This is a genomic window from Ruminococcus sp. D54t1_190329_F1 (assembly GCF_015551645.1).
GTDB classification, from domain to species: domain Bacteria; phylum Bacillota; class Clostridia; order Lachnospirales; family Lachnospiraceae; genus Blautia_A; species Blautia_A faecis.
The window spans coordinates 78,891-95,648 of the sequence record NZ_JADNDC010000001.1 but is presented as its reverse complement, the minus strand read 5'-3'; the positions used below and the strand labels follow the sequence as shown (position 1 = coordinate 95,648).

The following is a 16,758-nucleotide window of genomic DNA, read 5'->3' as shown; positions in this document are numbered from 1 at the left end:
TCTAATTATCAAAGAAAGTATGTAAATCAATTATTTCGTAATCTTTTGAAAGCCGCACGGGATAACTCTTTCCAGCCTCTATAGTCTCATTTGGAAGAACTATTCTATACTCCTGTTCTTGCTCAAAAAATACATCTTTGCAGAATAAAACTCTAAATGCATAATCCGCATAAAAAGTATATCTTATTCCTCCGTCTACTTTTTCTGGAGATGCATCTTGCATCAAATATTTCATATACTCCATGTCCATAGCTATTTCACCATCGGTGGTTTCGTAACCTTTATCTATATGAAAATAATTGACTTTTTCAGCCTTAATCTCAGTACCGATACTTCTTTTAACATCTTCAATAAATTCCTCAGGATTCGGAATTACTGCAACAGCATCAGCATTAGGGAAGTGTTCCCTAATAGTCTGTTTTTTATCATCTGAAAGATTGATGATTGAAGCTCCAGTAATATCGACTTTGCAATCGTCTTCATAAACAGCAAACATACAAAAAACTGGCATTTTCTCTGCTGGTTCTATTCTCACCAAGCCATTTGCTTTTCCACATTTTGCAATTACCTCTTTGGTATCTGGATGCTGCATTATCATTTTTTGAGCAAACATTCTAGTACCAGCTTCAAGAATATCTCCTTGTCCTTTGATTTTCAGTTTATCTTCAATCCCCCAGAAAGTAATTGCATTTGAACAATATATATTTCCACTTACTAGACTTTCCAAATGTTCTCTCTTTCCAAATTTCAACAGGTATTTAATATCTGCCACTCATTCATTCCTCCTTGCCATCTAATCCACTGCCTACAAACACCCCAAATGGTCGAATTGCCGGATTGGTTGTCATCCGTTTTCATTTTCCCAAAATCATCCCCAAATGCCTGACATCTAATCCACTGTCTCAAATTGTGACATCTAATCCGATGTTACAACCTGACACAGATTTCGCGGTAGATATGTTTCCATATAAAACAACCGAGCTTTTTCAAGAGTTAGGCTTCTATTCCTAACTTCCGAAAAAGCCCGGAAATACGCCGCTTTCTGGCACTTATTTATCTTTCCTTGACATCAAGACTACCGTCTCGACATGCACCGTCTCGCAAAACTGATCCACGCTGCAGCTGCGCTGAACCTCATAACCAGCTGCCAGAAATGCTGGTAAATCTCTTGCAAGACTTGTTGGTTTGCAGGAGATATAGACGATGTTTTCTACTCCATATGCCAGGATCTTCGGCAGCGCTTTGGGGTGGATTCCATCGCGAGGGGGATCCAGAATGATCATATCTGGTTTTTCAGTAAGATTGTCTAGGACTTTCAGGACGTCACCTGCGATGAAACGGCAATTGGTGAGACCATTTAAGGCGGCATTTACTTTTGCAGCTTCCACAGCTTCCTCAACAATTTCCACGCCGATAACCTCTTTCGCAACAGAAGCAAGAAGCTGGGCAATAGTTCCAGTACCGCTGTAGAGGTCAAATACTTCTTTATCCTTGGTGTCACCAATGTAATCACGCACAATGGAGTACAATACTTCGGCTGCCAGTGAGTTTGGCTGGAAGAAGGAAAATGTACTAATCTTAAACCGCAGACCCAGCAACGTTTCATAGAAGTAATCCTGTCCATAAAGTAATCTGGTTTCATCGCTCTGCACCACATCAGACAGAGAATCATTGATAATGTGCATAATTCCCACGATTTTTCCCTCCAGCGGAAGAGCCAGAAGCCTTGATACCAGCGGCGCATAGTCGTACTCTGCCTGGTTTGTGGTGATCACATGTACCAGAATTTCACCAGAGGTCACACCACGGCGCAGAAGCAAGTGGCGCAGATAACCAGTATGCTGCATTTTCTTATAATGCACAGCCCCAAGCTCTGTAAAAAAGTCCAGCACACTGGAAAGGATCGCCGTCATATCCGGATGCACCAGCTTGCAGTCAGACGCTGTCAGTACGTCGTAAGTGCTGCCTTTCTTGTGCAAACCAAGAGAAAGAGGACCATCTTTATATTCATCTCCAAAGGAAAATTCCATCTTATTACGGTAACCAAATTCAATAGGACTTCCGTGGATTCCTTCCCAGTGAAGGTCTGTACCAATACCTACTGCCTCCTGGAGAAGTCCTTTCACCTGAGTTTCCTTCATTTTTAACTGTTCTTCGTAGGACATTGTCTGGTACATGCAGCCACCGCATGCTGGAAAAATCTTACATACAGGCTCTCTTACCTCAAGGGTAGAATTCTCCAGAATCTCCAAAAGCCTGCCTTCTGCCCTGCCCGAACGCTTCTTATTGATCATAAAGCGAACTTTCTGACCTGGAATTCCATTTTTTACAATTACTTTTTCTCCATCTATGTTCACATATCCCTTGTTAGGGAAATCAACTTTCTCGATAATTCCTTCGTAAATCTCTCCTTTTTTCATAAATCCTCCATAAAATAATTGTATATAGATCGTAACTATTCCGCAGCTGTCTTTTATATATAATACTGTCGCCAATAGATTACTGTTCACTGGTAACGTTCCGCGAGGTGTTTTTTGTGAACAAAGTTCACAGAAAACCCGAAAATTGCGGCGCGAAATCATGCGAATGCATGATTTCTGTGCAGCGCGAAGCGTATTACTATGAAGATACTGAACAGTTACCTTAAATCAAAAATAAGGTATACGGGGGAGCATAACTGCTATATGCCCGTATACCTTTTCATTTAATATGCACTCACTTATAAAAAATCCCCGAAATTATCCACATCCAAACCAGATTTGTATTCCAAAAATTGTGGACGACCGTGGATATCCGCTAAACGCCTTACTTATTTCTCCTCATCCTCGAAATAATCGTCATAATCATCATCAAAATCTTCCTCGAAGTCTTCAAGATAATCCGGTGCGAAGAAGCGATATACTGCAAATGCAATTCCTGCAACAGCAGCTACAGCGCCAATGATAGCCAGTACCCAGAGGACTGTATTCTTCTGCTTCTCATCTTCTTTTTTCTTAAGTAATGATAATAATTCCTCGAGCTTATCCATTTTAATGTTCATGTGATACCATCCTCTCTTTCAAAGTACTCATTAGGTTTATTTATTATACCACTTTTGCAATTATTTTACCATAGTTAATATATTAATTTTAAATTTTTCCAAACCCAATTTCCAATCAAATTTTCTTCAGCTTGGCAAAGCTTGCGAACATCTTCTTCACACCAACCTTATCAAACTCTACTGTAACCTCATAATCACGGCCGCCTTCCACGATTTCCTTCACAATTCCAACGCCAAATTTAATATGGCGTACCGTATCTCCCACCTCATAATCCAGCGAATTAGCTTTTGTTACTTTAAATTCTCTTGGCTTATAATTTCTGCCCTGGAGAATCTCTTTCATCTTGGAGTATTTCGCCGGTGTTGGGATTAGTTCCTCCACTTTCGGCTTCTTCTCCTGAATAGTGTGTCCCAGATCTACCAGTTCTCTTGGAATCTCTCTCACAAACCTGGAAACCCTGTTATACTGAGTCTCTCCACGGATCATCCTCTGCTGGGCGCAAGTCAAAGTAAGGTCTTTCATTGCACGGGTAATTCCCACGTAACAAAGTCTTCTCTCTTCTTCCATCTCCCCGTCATCGCCATAGCTGATGGTCATATGACTAGGGAAAATGCCGTCTTCCATTCCTACCATAAACACCTTCGGAAACTCCAGACCCTTGGCACTATGTAAAGTCATAAGGAGCACATAATCCTGATCCGGATCTACAGTATCAATATCTGCTACCAGAGCCACCTCTTCCAGAAAGCCTGAAAGCGTAGCCGACTGATTCTGCTCCTCCATAGCCTCCTGATAAGCTACAGTCTTGGAAATCAACTCATCAATATTCTCAATTCTTGCTCTCGATTCTTCTGTATCCTCAGCTTCCAGCTCTGCCACATAACCTGTGGAATCAATTACCTCCTGCAGGATTTCCTCCACAGTCATCACATCTGCCTTGCTTTTCAGCATCTGTATAAAAGTTACAAAGCCATCGATCTTTGACAAGCTTCTTCCAATAGAAGGAACCTCTTCAGCCACGCGCAATGCCTCATACAGACTGATTCCCATATTGTCCGCATAATCCTGAACACGTCCAAGTGTCGTTGCACCGATTCCACGCTTTGGCACATTTATGATTCTCTGCACAGCAAGATCATCTCTGGCATTATTAATCGTTTTCAGATAACAGAGAAGATCCTTGATTTCCTTACGTGCATAGAAATTAACGCCTCCTACCAGTTTATATGGAATATTGGCTGCAATAAATTTCTCCTCGAAAATACGGGACTGGGCATTGGTACGATAAAGAATAGCGCAATCACGGTAGTTCCCAAGACCGTTTCTTTTTAACTTGCCGATTTCCCCTGCCACATACTCTGCTTCCTCATAAGCATTCAAAAACTGGCGAAAATGCACCTTGCTGCCTTCTTCGTTCTCTGTCCACAGGGTTTTTGCCTTACGTTCTGTATTATTCGCGATCACCTGGTTCGCTGCATTCAGGATATTCCTTGTAGAGCGGTAGTTCTGCTCCAGACGGATTACCCTGGCATCTGGAAAAACATGCTCAAATCCAAGAATATTTCCAATATTAGCCCCACGGAATTTATAAATGGACTGGTCATCATCACCTACCACACAAAGATTCTGATACCGCTGGGCCAGAAGACTGATAAACTTAAACTGTGCAGTATTGGTATCCTGATACTCATCCACCATAATGTATTTAAACCGCTCCTGATAGTACTCTAGCACTGCACCGCATTTTTCAAAAAGCTCCACCGTCTTTACGATCAGATCATCAAAGTCCAGTGCATTATTCTTGCGAAGAGCAGCCTGGTATTCACGGTAAACAGAAGCCACTTTCTTCATATTGTAATCTCCGGCAGCTTTCATCTCCATATCATCTGGTGTAAGCAGCTCGTCCTTGGCATGGGAAATCTGGGCAAGAAGGGAACGCTCTTTATAAATCTTGGTGTCAATGTTCATCTTCCTGCACACATCTTTCATAAGAGACTTCTGGTCATCTGTATCATAGATTGTAAAATTCGTGTCATATCCCAGATTATCAATATGTCTCCGAAGGATTCTTACGCAGGCTGAGTGGAAAGTAGACACCCAGATACTCTCAGAACCAAAGCCCACCAGCTTATCCACACGCTCTCTCATCTCCTGAGCAGCCTTATTGGTAAAAGTAATAGCCAGAATATTCCACGGATTTACTCCCTTTTCATCCATCAGATAGGCAATCCTGTGTGTCAGCACTCTTGTCTTGCCGGAACCAGCTCCCGCCAGGATCAGGACTGGTCCCTCTGTCTGTGCTACCGCCTCGCGCTGAGGGGGATTTAATGTATCATATATGCTCATTTATGTTCTCCTTTTTTCGCTAACGCATGTTTGAAAAAAGCTTTCTGCAGGATGTGCGCCACAATTTGTAGGAGCTTCCGCCCTGATGAGGGCGTCACAGCGGACTGCGACAACTGAATTCGGACGAAATATACCGTCAAATGGGGCATGCAGATTGCGGGAATGATTTTTCAAATAGTTAAATCTCATTATACATGAAATCCTTATCTCCCACAACCCCGAACGTGCAGAAAATCCAAACATAGATTCGGGTTTTTACTGTTTACCAGTAACATTCCGTGAGGTGTTTTTTGTAAACAAAGTTCTGGTTTTTTTCTGTTTTTCACAAGATCTGAAAAAAACAGTTTACAAGTAGTTTTAAAAACTATATAATAAGGAGCAGAGGTGATAAAAATGACAGCTGATGATAAATCCATATTAAAGAGCATTCTGGAGCACATTTCCGGAATGGATTATATAAAACCAGAAGATCTTCCAAACATCGACCTGTACATGGATCAGGTCACCACGTTTATGGAGGATCAGCTTGCGTCCACAAAGCGTCACGATGATGACAAGATCCTGACAAAGACCATGATCAATAACTACGCCAAGAATAACCTGCTCCCTTCCCCTGAGAAGAAGCGCTATTCCAAAGATCATCTGCTCATGCTGATCTTCATTTATTATTTTAAGAATATTCTGTCCATCACAGACATCCAGAAGCTTCTCGGTCCCATCACAGCGAAATACTTTAAAGGTGAGCCAGGCAAGGACATGACCTATGTATATAATGAAGTTTTTGGAATGGAGAACCGCAAGATTGACCAGTTGATCAAGAATCTTCTGAAGGATTACCGTTTCTCCAGCGCCACTTTCCAGGATGCAGATGAGGAAGATCAGGAATTTCTGAAGCGATTCAGTTTTATCTGTCTCATGAGCTTTGATGTCTACATTAAGAAGATGATCATTGAGAAAATGATCGATGACATTTCCCCATCTGAGCCCAGGGACAAACATAAGAAGAATAAAGACAAATAACAGTACAAAACCCGCGAAATTATCTCATAGCACAATTTCGCGGGTTTTCTTTCGTATATTTTATTCTATTTCGGATTCAGATCCTCTGACGCTTATTCGTCCTTCTGATCCAGAGAACGGTTCTGCTCTTTTTTCTCTTCCATTCTCTTAAATACCATATCATAACCGTCATTGCCATAATTCAGAGAACGGTTTACACGGCTGATCGTGGCTGTGGAAGCACCGGTCTTCTCAGAAATGTCAAGGTAAGTTCTCTTATCCATCAACATCTTGGCCACTTCAAATCTCTGAGATAAAGAAAGAAGTTCGTTAATGGTACACACATCCTCAAAGAAAGTGTAGCACTCTTCCTTATCCTTCAGACAAAGTATGGCCTCAAAAAGATGGTCAACTGCCTCAGTTCTGATATTTTTACTCATTTCGCTACTCCTTTTTCTATATTTAATGTTTATTATTCTCTTTTCAATGATTACTATTTTAACACTCTGACGTGTGATAAGCAAGGACTTTCTATAAATATTTTTGTGAAGATTATATAGTTTTTATGTTCTTTTTTATTTTCAAATTGCTTTTTTTTCACAGATTCGTTATACTATGTGATAAGCTCATTAATGCTATATACAAAATAGAAAAGAGGAATTTTTGAATGGATCGTTTTTTCAACATGGATAACAAATTTTTCACCTTCATGAGCAGGGTGGCAGATCTTATCATTCTGAATCTGCTTTGCATTGTCTGCTGCATTCCGGTGGTGACCATTGGACCTTCCATTGCCGCCATGTTCTACGTCACTTTGAAAATGGTTCGTAATGAAGAGTCTTATATCGTCCGCGGATTTTTTAAATCCTTTAAACAGAATCTGAAACAGGGTATTGTGATCAATCTGATCATGCTTGCGGCTGCCCTTTTGCTGTACTTTGACATTAGCATCTGCCGCAGCACACCTGGCACCATCGGTAAGGTTCTTATGGTATTATTTATGATGATCCTGGTCGTTTACCTGATGATCTTCCTGTACATCTACCCGGTTCTTGCGAAATTTTACAATACCATCAAGAATACTTTTACCAACGCATTTTTGATGTCCATCCGCCATCTTCCATATACAGCACTTATGATCCTTGTCACTGCTGCCCCGGTTCTTGTATTTTTTATTCCAAGTGCCCAGGTACAGTCCATGGTCATCCTGCTGCTGGTGCTCATTGGATTTTCCGGAATTGCATACATCAATTCCCATTTCTTTGTGAAAATTTTTGACAAATATATTCCGGAAGAAACCTCTGAGCCGAATCCTGACAGTGTAGTAGACCACAGTCTTGATTCCGACAATAAGAATTTATGATCACCAGCTGGAATGGAAAGCCCTATCACTCCCTTGACTATATGCTAAAGGAGCGCTTCGGGGAAAAGGTTTATAAAGTCACCTTAAACGGCGGCATGAGCTGTCCCAACCGCGATGGTACAATAGGACACGGCGGCTGCATCTTCTGCAGCGAAGGTGGCAGCGGTGATTTTGCCGCCAGTGCAGCCCTCTCTATCCATGAACAGATAGACAGCCAAATTGCCATGCTTTCCGCCAAAAGACCTATTCACAAATACATCGCCTATTTTCAGGCTTACACCAATACTTATGCTCCTGTGCCTTATCTGGAAAAAATTTTTCAGGAAGCTATTTCCCATCCGGGGATTGTGGCACTTTCTATTGGTACAAGGCCGGATTGCCTGGAGGACGATGTAGTAGAACTTCTTTCCCGGCTAAACATGGTTAAACCAGTCTGGGTAGAACTGGGACTTCAAACCATTCATGAATCTACCGCAGCTTATATCAGGCGAGGTTACCCTCTATCCTGCTTTGAAGACTCCCTTAAGAGACTCCGCACAGCTGGTCTGGAAGTAGTAGTTCATACCATTCTCGGGCTTCCCGGCGAATCCAGGGAAGATATGCTGGCTACTATGGATTATTTAAATGCCCGGGATATTCAGGGAATCAAGCTTCAGCTGCTCCACGTTCTGAAAGGCACTGACCTTGCATATGATTATCTTGCCGGGAAATTTAAAGTGCTGGAACGCACCGAATATATTGACCTTGTAGCAGACTGCCTGGAACATCTGGATCCATCCATTGTGATCCACCGGGTTACCGGCGATGGGCCGAAAGATCTGCTGATCGCCCCTCTATGGGCCAGCAGAAAAAGAGAAGTGCTGAATCTGCTCCACCACCGTTTGAAAGAGCGTCAGAGTTTTCAGGGCAAAGCATTAGAGCGTGTTTGAAAAAGGCTTTCTGCAAGATGTGCGTCACAATTTGTGGGAGATTTTGTCCGATTGAGGGAGGCGTAGCGGGCTACGCCGACTGAAAGAGGGCAAAATCTCCCGCAAAGTGGGGCGTGCAGATTGCGGGAATGATTTTTCAAACACGCTCCAGAGTCTGTTTGAAATATTATTCCCGCAATCTCCCGCAAAGTGTAATACACATCTTGCAGAAAGCTTTTTCAAACACACTCGAATTTAGAACTTATGCAATATTTCACCAGAAGGGAGGCTGGAAAATGGCTACACCATTTACTGTTTACAAACTGATCATCCTATACATGCTTCGGAATTCTTCGTCCCCCATCACTAATTCAGAAATTTCAGAATTTATTCTGGACCGTGAGTACACGAATTATTTCCATTTGCAACAGGCCCTTTCCGAGCTTGAGGAAACAGAACTGATTGAGAAGCGTACCATTTCCAATACTTCCTACTATTATCTTACTGAAGATGGAAAAAACACGCTCACCTATTTCGAGAATGATATTTCCCAGGACATCCGTACTGAAGTGCTCCAGTACCTGGCAGCCAGAGGTGCCTCCACAAACAATCAAGTGAAAGCTCAAGCCGATTATTACATTAATAATCAGGGAGAATATGTGGTTCACCTTCAGCTTTTACAGAAGGGTGCTTCTGTGATCGATCTTTCTCTTGCAGCGCCATCTCTTTCCGCTGCCAAGGCCATGTGCAGGCAGTGGCCCAAGAAATATGAAGAAATTTATGCCAAAATAATGGAGGGGCTTTTATAAAGCTCCTCCACTTTTTATTTCAGATATTGTAATTGTTCAGTACCTTCACAGCTGCACGCTTCGCAAAATAGCACCTGCTGATAATTACTCAATATTTATTCCAAAGCGTGTTCGAAAAATCATTTCTTCAATCTGCATGCTCTTTTATAAATTTCATGTGTTCCTTCAATTTCTTCTCATATCCCATATCTGAAAGCTCATAGAATTTCTCTCCCTGGATCTCATCTGGCAGATACTGCTGCTTTACATAATGATTTGGATAATCGTGGGCATACTTGTAGCCGATTCCATGTCCCAGCTTCTCATGCCCTCCATAATGGGCATCCTGAAGATGAGCCGGAACAGTCGTCCTGGTACGCTTCACACTGTCCATTGCTGCAAAAATAGCATTCACCGCAGCATTGCTCTTAGGTGCACATGCCATATATGCGGCAGCCTGGGAAAGAATGATCTGGGATTCCGGCATTCCTACCCGCTCAACTGCCTGGGCTGCTGCTGTTGCCACTACCAGAGCCTGGGGATCTGCATTTCCAATATCTTCAGAAGCAAGGATCATCATACGTCTTGCAATAAATTTCACATCTTCACCTGCATACAGCATCTTCGCCAAGTAATAAACTGCAGCATCCGGATCGGAGCCGCGCATACTCTTGATAAAGGCAGAAATAATATCATAATGGTTATCTCCATCCTTATCATAGCGCACCACACGCTTCTGGATACACTCAGAAGCCACATCCAGAGTAATATGGATCTTGCCGTCTGAAGCTCTTGGCGTAGTAAGAATGCCAAGCTCTATGGCATTCAGAGCGCTTCTGGCATCTCCTCCTGCCATATCTGCCAGAAACTCCAGGGCATCTTCATCCAGAACCGCATTATAGCTTCCCATGCCCTTTTCCTTATCGTTCACTGCCCGCAGGAGCAGTTCTTTAATCTCCGGGATCTCCAGCGCCTTCAACTCAAATACAATAGAACGTGAAAGGAGAGCACCGTTTACCTCAAAATAGGGATTCTCTGTAGTGGCTCCAATAAGGATGATGGTTCCGTCCTCCACAAAAGGCAAAAGATAATCCTGCTGTCCTTTATTAAAGCGATGAATCTCGTCAATAAATAAAATTGTCTTTCGCCCATACATTCCAAGGGCATTCTGAGCCTGTTTTACCACTTCTTCCATATCTTTCTTGCCAGCTACGGTGGCATTGATCTGGGTAAAATCTGCGCTTGTAGTATTGGCAATGACCTTAGCCAGGGTGGTCTTTCCAGTTCCTGGAGGACCGTAAAAAATAACGGAAGTCAGCTTATCTGCCTTGATGGCTCTGTAAAGTAATTTATCTTTTCCCACAATGTGCTGCTGTCCCACTACTTCCTCCAGTTTCGTTGGGCGAAGACGGGAGGCAAGTGGGGATTCATTCTCCATTGTCCTGGATTTCGCATATTCAAATAAATCCATGTATTTCTCTCCAATTCAAAAGTAATTTTCCGTACATTTGTTCTAATTATAATCTATATTTCTCATTTAGGCAAGTTTATAAAGCTATTTTTTAACTGTTCGCGGAACGTTAGAGTTACTGTTCACTGGTAACGTTCCGCGAAGTGTTTTTTATGAACAAAGTTCACAGAAAGTCCGAGAATTGAGGCGCGAAATCATGCGAATGCATGATTTCTGTGCATCGCGGAGCGCGTTACTGGTCACGGAGTGAACCGTAACAACGTTACCAGTGGATATCTTTTACGGTAATATTAATTCCTCTACAGTCACAAATTCATATTCTTCTGCCATCAGAAGATCCACAATCTGAAGCGCTGCATCTACTGAACTTTGGTAAGCATCATGCATCAGGATCACTGCCCCGTCTGCCACTTCCGATTGCACAATTTTCATAATCGAATCCACATTTTTACTCTTCCAGTCCAAAGTATCCACATCCCAGAGTACAGGAAACATCTCCACATAAAAATCCAGATTTTTTCGCCACTCCCCATAGGGCGGTCTTAACCATGCCGGGTACACACCTGTGATTTCAAAGATTTTCTGGTTGGTTGTCTCAATTTCTTCTTTTGCTACCTCCTTTGAAATCTTATCCAGCTGTACATGATTGTATGTATGATTCCCGATCAGATGACCTTCCTCCTGTATTTGCTTCACCAAGGCCTCTTTTCCCTCAATATTCTTCCCCATGAGAAAAAAAGTAGCATGAACCCCTCTCTCCTTCAGCCCTTTCAGAAGCAACGGCGTATATTGGCTGTTGGGACCATCATCAAAAGTCAGAGCTACTTTTTTCTTTTCCGTCACATTCTCTTCCAGCTTCTTTTCCAACCTGCTATTTCCAGCCCCGATCACCTTGTCACTGACAGCTTTCTCCTCTCTTTTTCCGTAACCATTCTGTGCACCTTCCTGTTTCCTTCCGACACAGGTATATTCATGCACTGCTTTTGTATTCTCCCGGATCCTCACAATTTCCAGCCTTGCCAGCAGCACCGCCAACACGATAAATTCTACCCACATCACCAGATGTCTTTTTTCTTTCATATCCCGCCGCCTGACATCTGTCCTTCCTGATAATATATGTTTATGAAATGTAAAAAAGAATCCTGCTTGCAGGATTCTCCGCCTGCGGCGGGTCGCCTCGAGCGACAACTACCTTTCCGCCGCAGTGCGATCCTGCCCGGTAGGGCTTTTTATGTAACAGGAAATTCCAACGGAATTTCCTGTTACATAAAAAAACACTGGCAATCTCTTTCAAAATCACCAGTGCTCTTCCTTTTTGTTTTCACATCATATGCTTCTATGTGGCACAGCCTGTTATTATTTCAGCAGCTTCAGCTGATTTTCAATTTCTTCGATACATTTCTCATATCCAAGCTTGCTGCTATCCAGACACAGGTCATACTGAGTGGCATCCTTCCATTCCTCACCTGTAAATCTGCGGTAGTACTCATCCTTACGCTTGTCATCCTTCTGAAGAAATTTTTCGATCTCCTTCTGGCTCATACTCAGCTTCTCAGCAGCCTTTTCCATTCGGAAATCCCAATCAGCGTGGATAAATACACGAAGCACATTTGGATAATCCTTCAAAATATAGTTGGAGCATCTTCCGATGATCACGCAGGATTCCTTTCCAGCCAGTTCACGGATGATCTTTGCCTGATAATTAAACAGGTTCTCATCAGAGGTGAAGTCCTTACTCTGAGGCGAGATCAGCTCACCGCTGTAAATTCCATTCTTCCCGAAAAGCGGTTTTTTTGCGCTGGAATACTCATCTACTCTTCCAAAAAGAGTTTCATGAATTCCGCTGTCCTCAGATGCCATGCGGATAATATCCTTGTCGTAATATCCAATCCCTAATTTCTTCGCAAGCATTTCACCAACGGTACGTCCACCGCTTCCGTACTGTCTTGCAATTGTAATTACGAAATTGTCCATTTCTCTCCTCCTTATTACACTGGCCAGCTTCCTAAAGCGTTGTTTTTTTCCATTCTTTCCAACAACAAAAAAAATCACCTGACCAGATTATTTTCCCAAAGACCTTACTGTTCACGACCTGTCCAGTAACTGCTTCGTGATGCACCAGATTCCCGAAAGTTCTGTGAACTTTGCTCACAAAACGGACATGTCGCCTATCAGCTGTCAGATCTACAAATTTTATTCACCCAGATAAGCCTTCTGTACCGCTTCATCGTTCAGCAGGTCGCTTGCATTTCCACTCATTGTGATCTTACCAGTCTCAAGAACGTATGCACGATCTGCGATAGAGAGGGCTTTCTTCGCATTCTGCTCTACAAGAAGTACCGTGGTACCGCTTTCACTTACCACACGGATAATATCGAAGATCTCATTTACAAAGATTGGGGAAAGTCCCATGGATGGCTCATCCATTACAATCAGTCTGGGTTTACTCATAAGGGCACGACCCATGGCAAGCATCTGCTGCTCACCACCAGAAAGTGTACCGGCACGCTGTCCTTTACGCTCTTCCAGACGCGGAAACCTTTTATAGACTCCTGCAAGGCTTTCCTGGATCTCAGCTTTATCTTTTCTCGTATAAGCACCCATGATCAGGTTCTCATATACACTTAAATCTGAAAAAACACGACGTCCCTCCGGAACATGTGCAATTCCCATTTCAACAATCTTATGGGCCGGAACCCTGGTAATATCTTTTCCTTCAAAAACAACGGAACCTTCTTTTGCTGAAAGAAGACCTGTAAGTGTCTGCAGTGTAGTGGTTTTTCCTGCACCATTGGCACCGATCAAAGCAATAACCTCGCCCTGGTTTACCTCAAAGGAGATTCCTTTTAATGCCTGGATTACACCATAATATACGTGTAAATCTTTTACTTCCAACATTGCCATTTCTTTTTCCTCCTTATTCGCCCAGATATGCAGTAACAACAGCAGGATCTTTCAGAACCTTTGCTGTCTCACCCTGACAAAGAACCTGTCCGAAGTTTAATACAGTCAGTTCCTCACAGATACCGCCAACCAGCTTCATATCGTGCTCAATCAGAAGGATCGTCATATTAAAATGATCTCTTACAAACCGAATGGTATCCATCAGCTCCTGTGTCTCATTTGGGTTCATACCGGCGGCCGGCTCATCCAGAAGAAGAAGCTTGGGATCTGTGGCAAGCGCTCTGGCAATTTCCAGCTTACGCTGTTTACCATAAGGAAGGTTTCCCGCAAGAAGACCAGCCTCCTGATCCAGATTAAACACCTTCAGGATCTCCATAGCACGCGCGTTCATCTCTTTTTCTACTTTAAAATACTTGGGAAGTCTTAAGATTCCGGTTAAAGTAGAATATTTATAATGATTATGCAGACCAGCCTTTACATTGTCCAGTACGGTCATATCTTTAAAGAGTCGAATATTCTGGAATGTTCGTGCGATTCCTGCTTTATTAATATCGATAATACTTTTTCCGGTGATATCCTGACCATCCAGCTTGATAATTCCCTCTGTTGGCTTATAAACACCTGTAAGAAGATTAAATACGGTTGTTTTTCCGGCACCGTTCGGTCCGATCAGACCATAAAGCTCGCCTTTTTCGATTTTCAGTTGAAAATTATCTACAGCATGAAGGCCGCCAAACTGTATGGAAAGATTATTTACCTCTAACATTGCCATAATTAAGCTGCCTCCTTTTCTTTCACGTGACCTTTGATTTTTTCAATAATACGGCTTCTGAAATCTCTAGCTGCAGGAGCCCAGTTGAAAAGCATCATTGTGATCATTACGATTGCATAAATCAGCATACGGTAGGTGGAGAATCCACGAAGCAGCTCGGGAAGTGCATAAAGCACAATCGTTGCCAGAATACTTCCGCGAAGATTTCCCATACCACCAAGAATTACATATACCAGAATGGTGATGGACATGTTGTAGTCAAAAATAGAAACCTTCAGCATGGAAAGGTTGTGGGCATAAAGTACACCTGCTACACCGGCAATTGCAGCGGAAATAGTAAATGCAAGCAGCTTATTCTTTGTTACGTTGATACCGATGGACTCAGCTGCAATACGGTTATCACGGGTAGATGTAATGGCACGTCCGCTTCTGGAGTTTACCAGATTCTGGATAATAAACAGAACGACCAGAACCAGAATCACACCGATCAGGAAGAAATAATCCTTAATATCTTTATATAAGGTTGCAGTACCGGAAACACCGAGAGCACCCTTGATGATCTGTTTTCCGCCTAGATCCAGCTTCAGGTTGGCTGCGCTTGTTGCAACGTGAAGCCCTTTATCATCCACACCAACATACAGAATATTGATCAGGTTCTTAATAATCTCACCAAATGCCAGGGTTACGATTGCCAGATAGTCTCCCCGAAGTCTCAGTACCGGGATACCGATTAGTACACCGAAGACAGCAGCCACGGCAGCACCTACCAGCAATGCAAGAATCAATCTTGGAACAGACGGAAGCACATCACTGGTAACATGGGAAAACAGAGCACTGGAATAGGCTCCAACGCACATAAATCCTGCGTGTCCAAGACTCAGCTCTCCGGAATAACCGACTACCAGATTCAGGGAAAGAGATGCGATAATGTACACACAGATGGGTACCAGAAGGCCGGTAAGCAGTCTGGACAGGTTTCCTGTGGAGGAAAGGATCTGTACCACAACGAAGATTGCGATTACCATGCCATATGTAATAAAGTTGTTTTTTGTTGTTTTGTTCATATTTTTTTTCATATCGGCCACCTCATACTTTCTCCTGGATGTTCTTGCCGAACAGACCAGATGGTTTTACAAGCAGCACGATGATCAAAACTGCAAATACAATTGCATCTGCAACCTGAGAGGAAATATAGGCCTTACTGAAAATCTCAATAACACCAAGGAGAATTCCTCCAACCATTGCTCCTGGGATAGAACCTATTCCACCGAATACTGCCGCTACGAAAGCCTTGATACCAGGCATTGCGCCTGTATAAGGAGTCAGTGTAGGATATGCGGAGCAAAGGAGAAGTCCTGCAATTGCAGCAAGTCCGGAACCGATTGCAAAGGTAAGGGAAATGGTTGCATTTACGTTGACCCCCATCAGCTGTGCGGCGTCACGGTCCTCGGAAACAGCCTGCATGGCACGCCCCGGTTTTGTTTTCTTTACAAAAAGCTGAAGACCAACCATAATCACAATACAGGCAAGGATTGTTACGATCGTAACACCTTTAATCGTAAGCTGTCCGCCAAACAGCTCCAGAGACGGAACATTGATAACCGGAACAAAGCTCTTTGCATCTGCGCCAAAAATTAAAAGCGCCAGGTTCTGAAGCAGATAGCTGACACCGATTGCAGTGATCAGAACTGCCAGATTCGATGAAGCCTTACGAAGAGGTCTGTATGCAACTGCCTCAATGACAACACCGGCAACAGTACAGATCACAACAGAAAGAATGATTGCCAGGATTGGTGACATACTGGCTTTGGTAACTGCGGTAAGAATTACAAATGCTCCAACCATGATAACATCACCATGTGCAAAGTTCAGCATTTTTGCAATACCATATACCATTGTATAGCCGAGAGCGATGATCGCATAGATACTGCCCAGGCTGATACCATCTTTTAAATAGGATATAAAACTCATAATGCACCTCTTAACTGGATTTATTACTGTAGATAGTAACTGATTTTTCTTTTTCACGAGCGTGTTTGAAAATTCATTCCCGGCTTTTCCCACTGTAAAGCTTCCTGTCACTTTCTGACACGAAAAAGCGGAAGTAAATTTTCAGACACGCTCCAGTTATTTACTATGAATGTCCCGGACGGCAGCTGACTTTCC

16 protein-coding genes and 3 pseudogenes are annotated in these 16,758 nt (G+C 42.8%); 6 read left to right on the top strand and 13 right to left on the bottom strand.

What is annotated here, in order from left to right; genetic code table 11:
- Nucleotide 1 precedes the first annotated feature (1 nt).
- From I2D69_RS00440 to pcrA, 4 genes are all read right to left on the bottom strand, one after another.
- Nucleotides 2-772, bottom strand: coding sequence for a hypothetical protein (locus I2D69_RS00440; RefSeq protein ID WP_148461148.1), 771 nt, complete (start codon nt 770-772; stop codon nt 2-4).
- 277 nt (nt 773-1,049) lie between these two features.
- Nucleotides 1,050-2,420 (bottom strand): 23S rRNA (uracil(1939)-C(5))-methyltransferase RlmD, encoded by a 1,371-nt coding sequence (gene rlmD, locus I2D69_RS00435; protein WP_148461147.1) that lies wholly within the window; start codon nt 2,418-2,420, stop codon nt 1,050-1,052.
- 389 nt (nt 2,421-2,809) lie between these two features.
- Nucleotides 2,810-3,040 carry a hypothetical protein gene (locus tag I2D69_RS00430; RefSeq protein ID WP_173716615.1) on the bottom strand — a complete coding sequence of 77 codons (231 nt, stop codon included), beginning with the start codon at nt 3,038-3,040 and terminating at the stop codon, nt 2,810-2,812.
- A gap of 115 nt (nt 3,041-3,155) precedes the next feature.
- On the bottom strand, nt 3,156-5,387 hold the full coding sequence (pcrA, locus tag I2D69_RS00425) for a DNA helicase PcrA (protein ID WP_118578217.1): 2,232 nt from the start codon (nt 5,385-5,387) through the stop codon (nt 3,156-3,158).
- Nucleotides 5,388-5,417: 30 nt separating this feature from the next.
- On the opposite strand from pcrA, the pseudogene I2D69_RS20580 reads away from it, so the two are divergent.
- Nucleotides 5,418-5,585, top strand: a pseudogene (locus I2D69_RS20580) (DUF6783 domain-containing protein).
- A 195-nt stretch (nt 5,586-5,780) separates the two neighbouring features.
- A complete protein-coding gene (locus I2D69_RS00420; protein WP_118578215.1) occupies nt 5,781-6,407 on the top strand; it encodes a DUF1836 domain-containing protein in 627 nt (208 codons plus the stop codon).
- 92 nt (nt 6,408-6,499) lie between these two features.
- On the opposite strand, the gene I2D69_RS00415 is transcribed toward I2D69_RS00420, so the two are convergent.
- Nucleotides 6,500-6,826, bottom strand: a complete 327-nt coding sequence (locus I2D69_RS00415; protein WP_118578214.1) for a YerC/YecD family TrpR-related protein — start codon at nt 6,824-6,826, stop codon at nt 6,500-6,502.
- A gap of 227 nt (nt 6,827-7,053) precedes the next feature.
- On the opposite strand from I2D69_RS00415, the gene I2D69_RS00410 reads away from it, so the two are divergent.
- Together I2D69_RS00410 and I2D69_RS00405 are read left to right on the top strand one after the other, a co-directional pair.
- On the top strand, nt 7,054-7,749 hold the full coding sequence (locus I2D69_RS00410) for a YesL family protein (protein ID WP_118578213.1): 696 nt from the start codon (nt 7,054-7,056) through the stop codon (nt 7,747-7,749).
- On the top strand, nt 7,746-8,678 hold the full coding sequence (locus tag I2D69_RS00405) for a TIGR01212 family radical SAM protein (RefSeq protein WP_202017125.1): 933 nt from the start codon (nt 7,746-7,748) through the stop codon (nt 8,676-8,678). The genes I2D69_RS00410 and I2D69_RS00405 overlap by 4 nt, the downstream gene beginning before the upstream one ends.
- Here I2D69_RS00405 and I2D69_RS20575 read toward each other — a convergent pair.
- A pseudogene (locus I2D69_RS20575) lies at nt 8,651-8,758 on the bottom strand (DUF6783 domain-containing protein); the annotation flags it as partial. The gene I2D69_RS00405 and the pseudogene I2D69_RS20575 sit on opposite strands and share 28 nt — an antisense overlap.
- On the opposite strand from I2D69_RS20575, the pseudogene I2D69_RS20570 reads away from it, so the two are divergent.
- Nucleotides 8,735-8,785, top strand: a pseudogene (locus tag I2D69_RS20570) (hypothetical protein); the annotation flags it as partial. The pseudogenes I2D69_RS20575 and I2D69_RS20570 sit on opposite strands and share 24 nt — an antisense overlap.
- 168 nt (nt 8,786-8,953) lie before the next feature.
- The gene (locus I2D69_RS00400) at nt 8,954-9,466 is read left to right on the top strand and encodes a DUF4364 family protein (protein ID WP_195379207.1); all 513 of its coding nucleotides are present in this window, start codon (nt 8,954-8,956) and stop codon (nt 9,464-9,466) included.
- 127 nt (nt 9,467-9,593) lie between these two features.
- Here the strand turns inward: I2D69_RS00400 and I2D69_RS00395 are convergent, their stop codons facing one another.
- The 7 genes from I2D69_RS00395 to I2D69_RS00365 form a co-directional block, all read right to left on the bottom strand.
- On the bottom strand, nt 9,594-10,916 hold the full coding sequence (locus tag I2D69_RS00395) for a replication-associated recombination protein A (RefSeq protein ID WP_148461143.1): 1,323 nt from the start codon (nt 10,914-10,916) through the stop codon (nt 9,594-9,596).
- 279 nt (nt 10,917-11,195) lie between these two features.
- A complete protein-coding gene (locus tag I2D69_RS00390) occupies nt 11,196-11,996 on the bottom strand; it encodes a polysaccharide deacetylase family protein (RefSeq protein WP_243243742.1) in 801 nt (266 codons plus the stop codon).
- Nucleotides 11,997-12,272: 276 nt separating this feature from the next.
- The gene (locus I2D69_RS00385) at nt 12,273-12,890 is read right to left on the bottom strand and encodes a cytidylate kinase-like family protein (RefSeq protein WP_118578211.1); all 618 of its coding nucleotides are present in this window, start codon (nt 12,888-12,890) and stop codon (nt 12,273-12,275) included.
- A 219-nt stretch (nt 12,891-13,109) separates the two neighbouring features.
- Nucleotides 13,110-13,820, bottom strand: coding sequence for an ABC transporter ATP-binding protein (locus I2D69_RS00380; RefSeq protein ID WP_118578210.1), 711 nt, complete (start codon nt 13,818-13,820; stop codon nt 13,110-13,112).
- 13 nt (nt 13,821-13,833) lie between these two features.
- Nucleotides 13,834-14,592, bottom strand: a complete 759-nt coding sequence (locus I2D69_RS00375) for an ABC transporter ATP-binding protein (RefSeq protein WP_118578209.1) — start codon at nt 14,590-14,592, stop codon at nt 13,834-13,836.
- A 2-nt stretch (nt 14,593-14,594) separates the two neighbouring features.
- Nucleotides 14,595-15,668 (bottom strand): branched-chain amino acid ABC transporter permease, encoded by a 1,074-nt coding sequence (locus I2D69_RS00370; protein WP_195379206.1) that lies wholly within the window; start codon nt 15,666-15,668, stop codon nt 14,595-14,597.
- Between the two features lie 10 nt (nt 15,669-15,678).
- Nucleotides 15,679-16,563 carry a branched-chain amino acid ABC transporter permease gene (locus I2D69_RS00365; RefSeq protein ID WP_118578208.1) on the bottom strand — a complete coding sequence of 295 codons (885 nt, stop codon included), beginning with the start codon at nt 16,561-16,563 and terminating at the stop codon, nt 15,679-15,681.
- Nucleotides 16,564-16,758 lie beyond the last annotated feature (195 nt).

Bases quoted from the DNA above. Each gene is read 5' to 3' on its own strand.
- rlmD (WP_148461147.1), bottom strand. From the start codon at position 2,420: ATGAAAAAAGGAGAGATTTACGAAGGAATTATCGAGAAAGTTGATTTC.
- I2D69_RS00430 (WP_173716615.1), bottom strand. From the start codon at position 3,040: ATGAACATTAAAATGGATAAGCTCGAGGAATTATTATCATTACTTAAG.
- pcrA (WP_118578217.1), bottom strand. From the start codon at position 5,387: ATGAGCATATATGATACATTAAATCCCCCTCAGCGCGAGGCGGTAGCA.
- I2D69_RS00420 (WP_118578215.1), top strand. From the start codon at position 5,781: ATGACAGCTGATGATAAATCCATATTAAAGAGCATTCTGGAGCACATT.
- I2D69_RS00415 (WP_118578214.1), bottom strand. From the start codon at position 6,826: ATGAGTAAAAATATCAGAACTGAGGCAGTTGACCATCTTTTTGAGGCC.
- I2D69_RS00410 (WP_118578213.1), top strand. From the start codon at position 7,054: ATGGATCGTTTTTTCAACATGGATAACAAATTTTTCACCTTCATGAGC.
- I2D69_RS00405 (WP_202017125.1), top strand. From the start codon at position 7,746: ATGATCACCAGCTGGAATGGAAAGCCCTATCACTCCCTTGACTATATG.
- I2D69_RS00400 (WP_195379207.1), top strand. From the start codon at position 8,954: ATGGCTACACCATTTACTGTTTACAAACTGATCATCCTATACATGCTT.
- I2D69_RS00395 (WP_148461143.1), bottom strand. From the start codon at position 10,916: ATGGATTTATTTGAATATGCGAAATCCAGGACAATGGAGAATGAATCC.
- I2D69_RS00390 (WP_243243742.1), bottom strand. From the start codon at position 11,996: ATGAAAGAAAAAAGACATCTGGTGATGTGGGTAGAATTTATCGTGTTG.
- I2D69_RS00385 (WP_118578211.1), bottom strand. From the start codon at position 12,890: ATGGACAATTTCGTAATTACAATTGCAAGACAGTACGGAAGCGGTGGA.
- I2D69_RS00380 (WP_118578210.1), bottom strand. From the start codon at position 13,820: ATGGCAATGTTGGAAGTAAAAGATTTACACGTATATTATGGTGTAATC.
- I2D69_RS00375 (WP_118578209.1), bottom strand. From the start codon at position 14,592: ATGGCAATGTTAGAGGTAAATAATCTTTCCATACAGTTTGGCGGCCTT.
- I2D69_RS00370 (WP_195379206.1), bottom strand. From the start codon at position 15,668: ATGAAAAAAAATATGAACAAAACAACAAAAAACAACTTTATTACATAT.
- I2D69_RS00365 (WP_118578208.1), bottom strand. From the start codon at position 16,563: ATGAGTTTTATATCCTATTTAAAAGATGGTATCAGCCTGGGCAGTATC.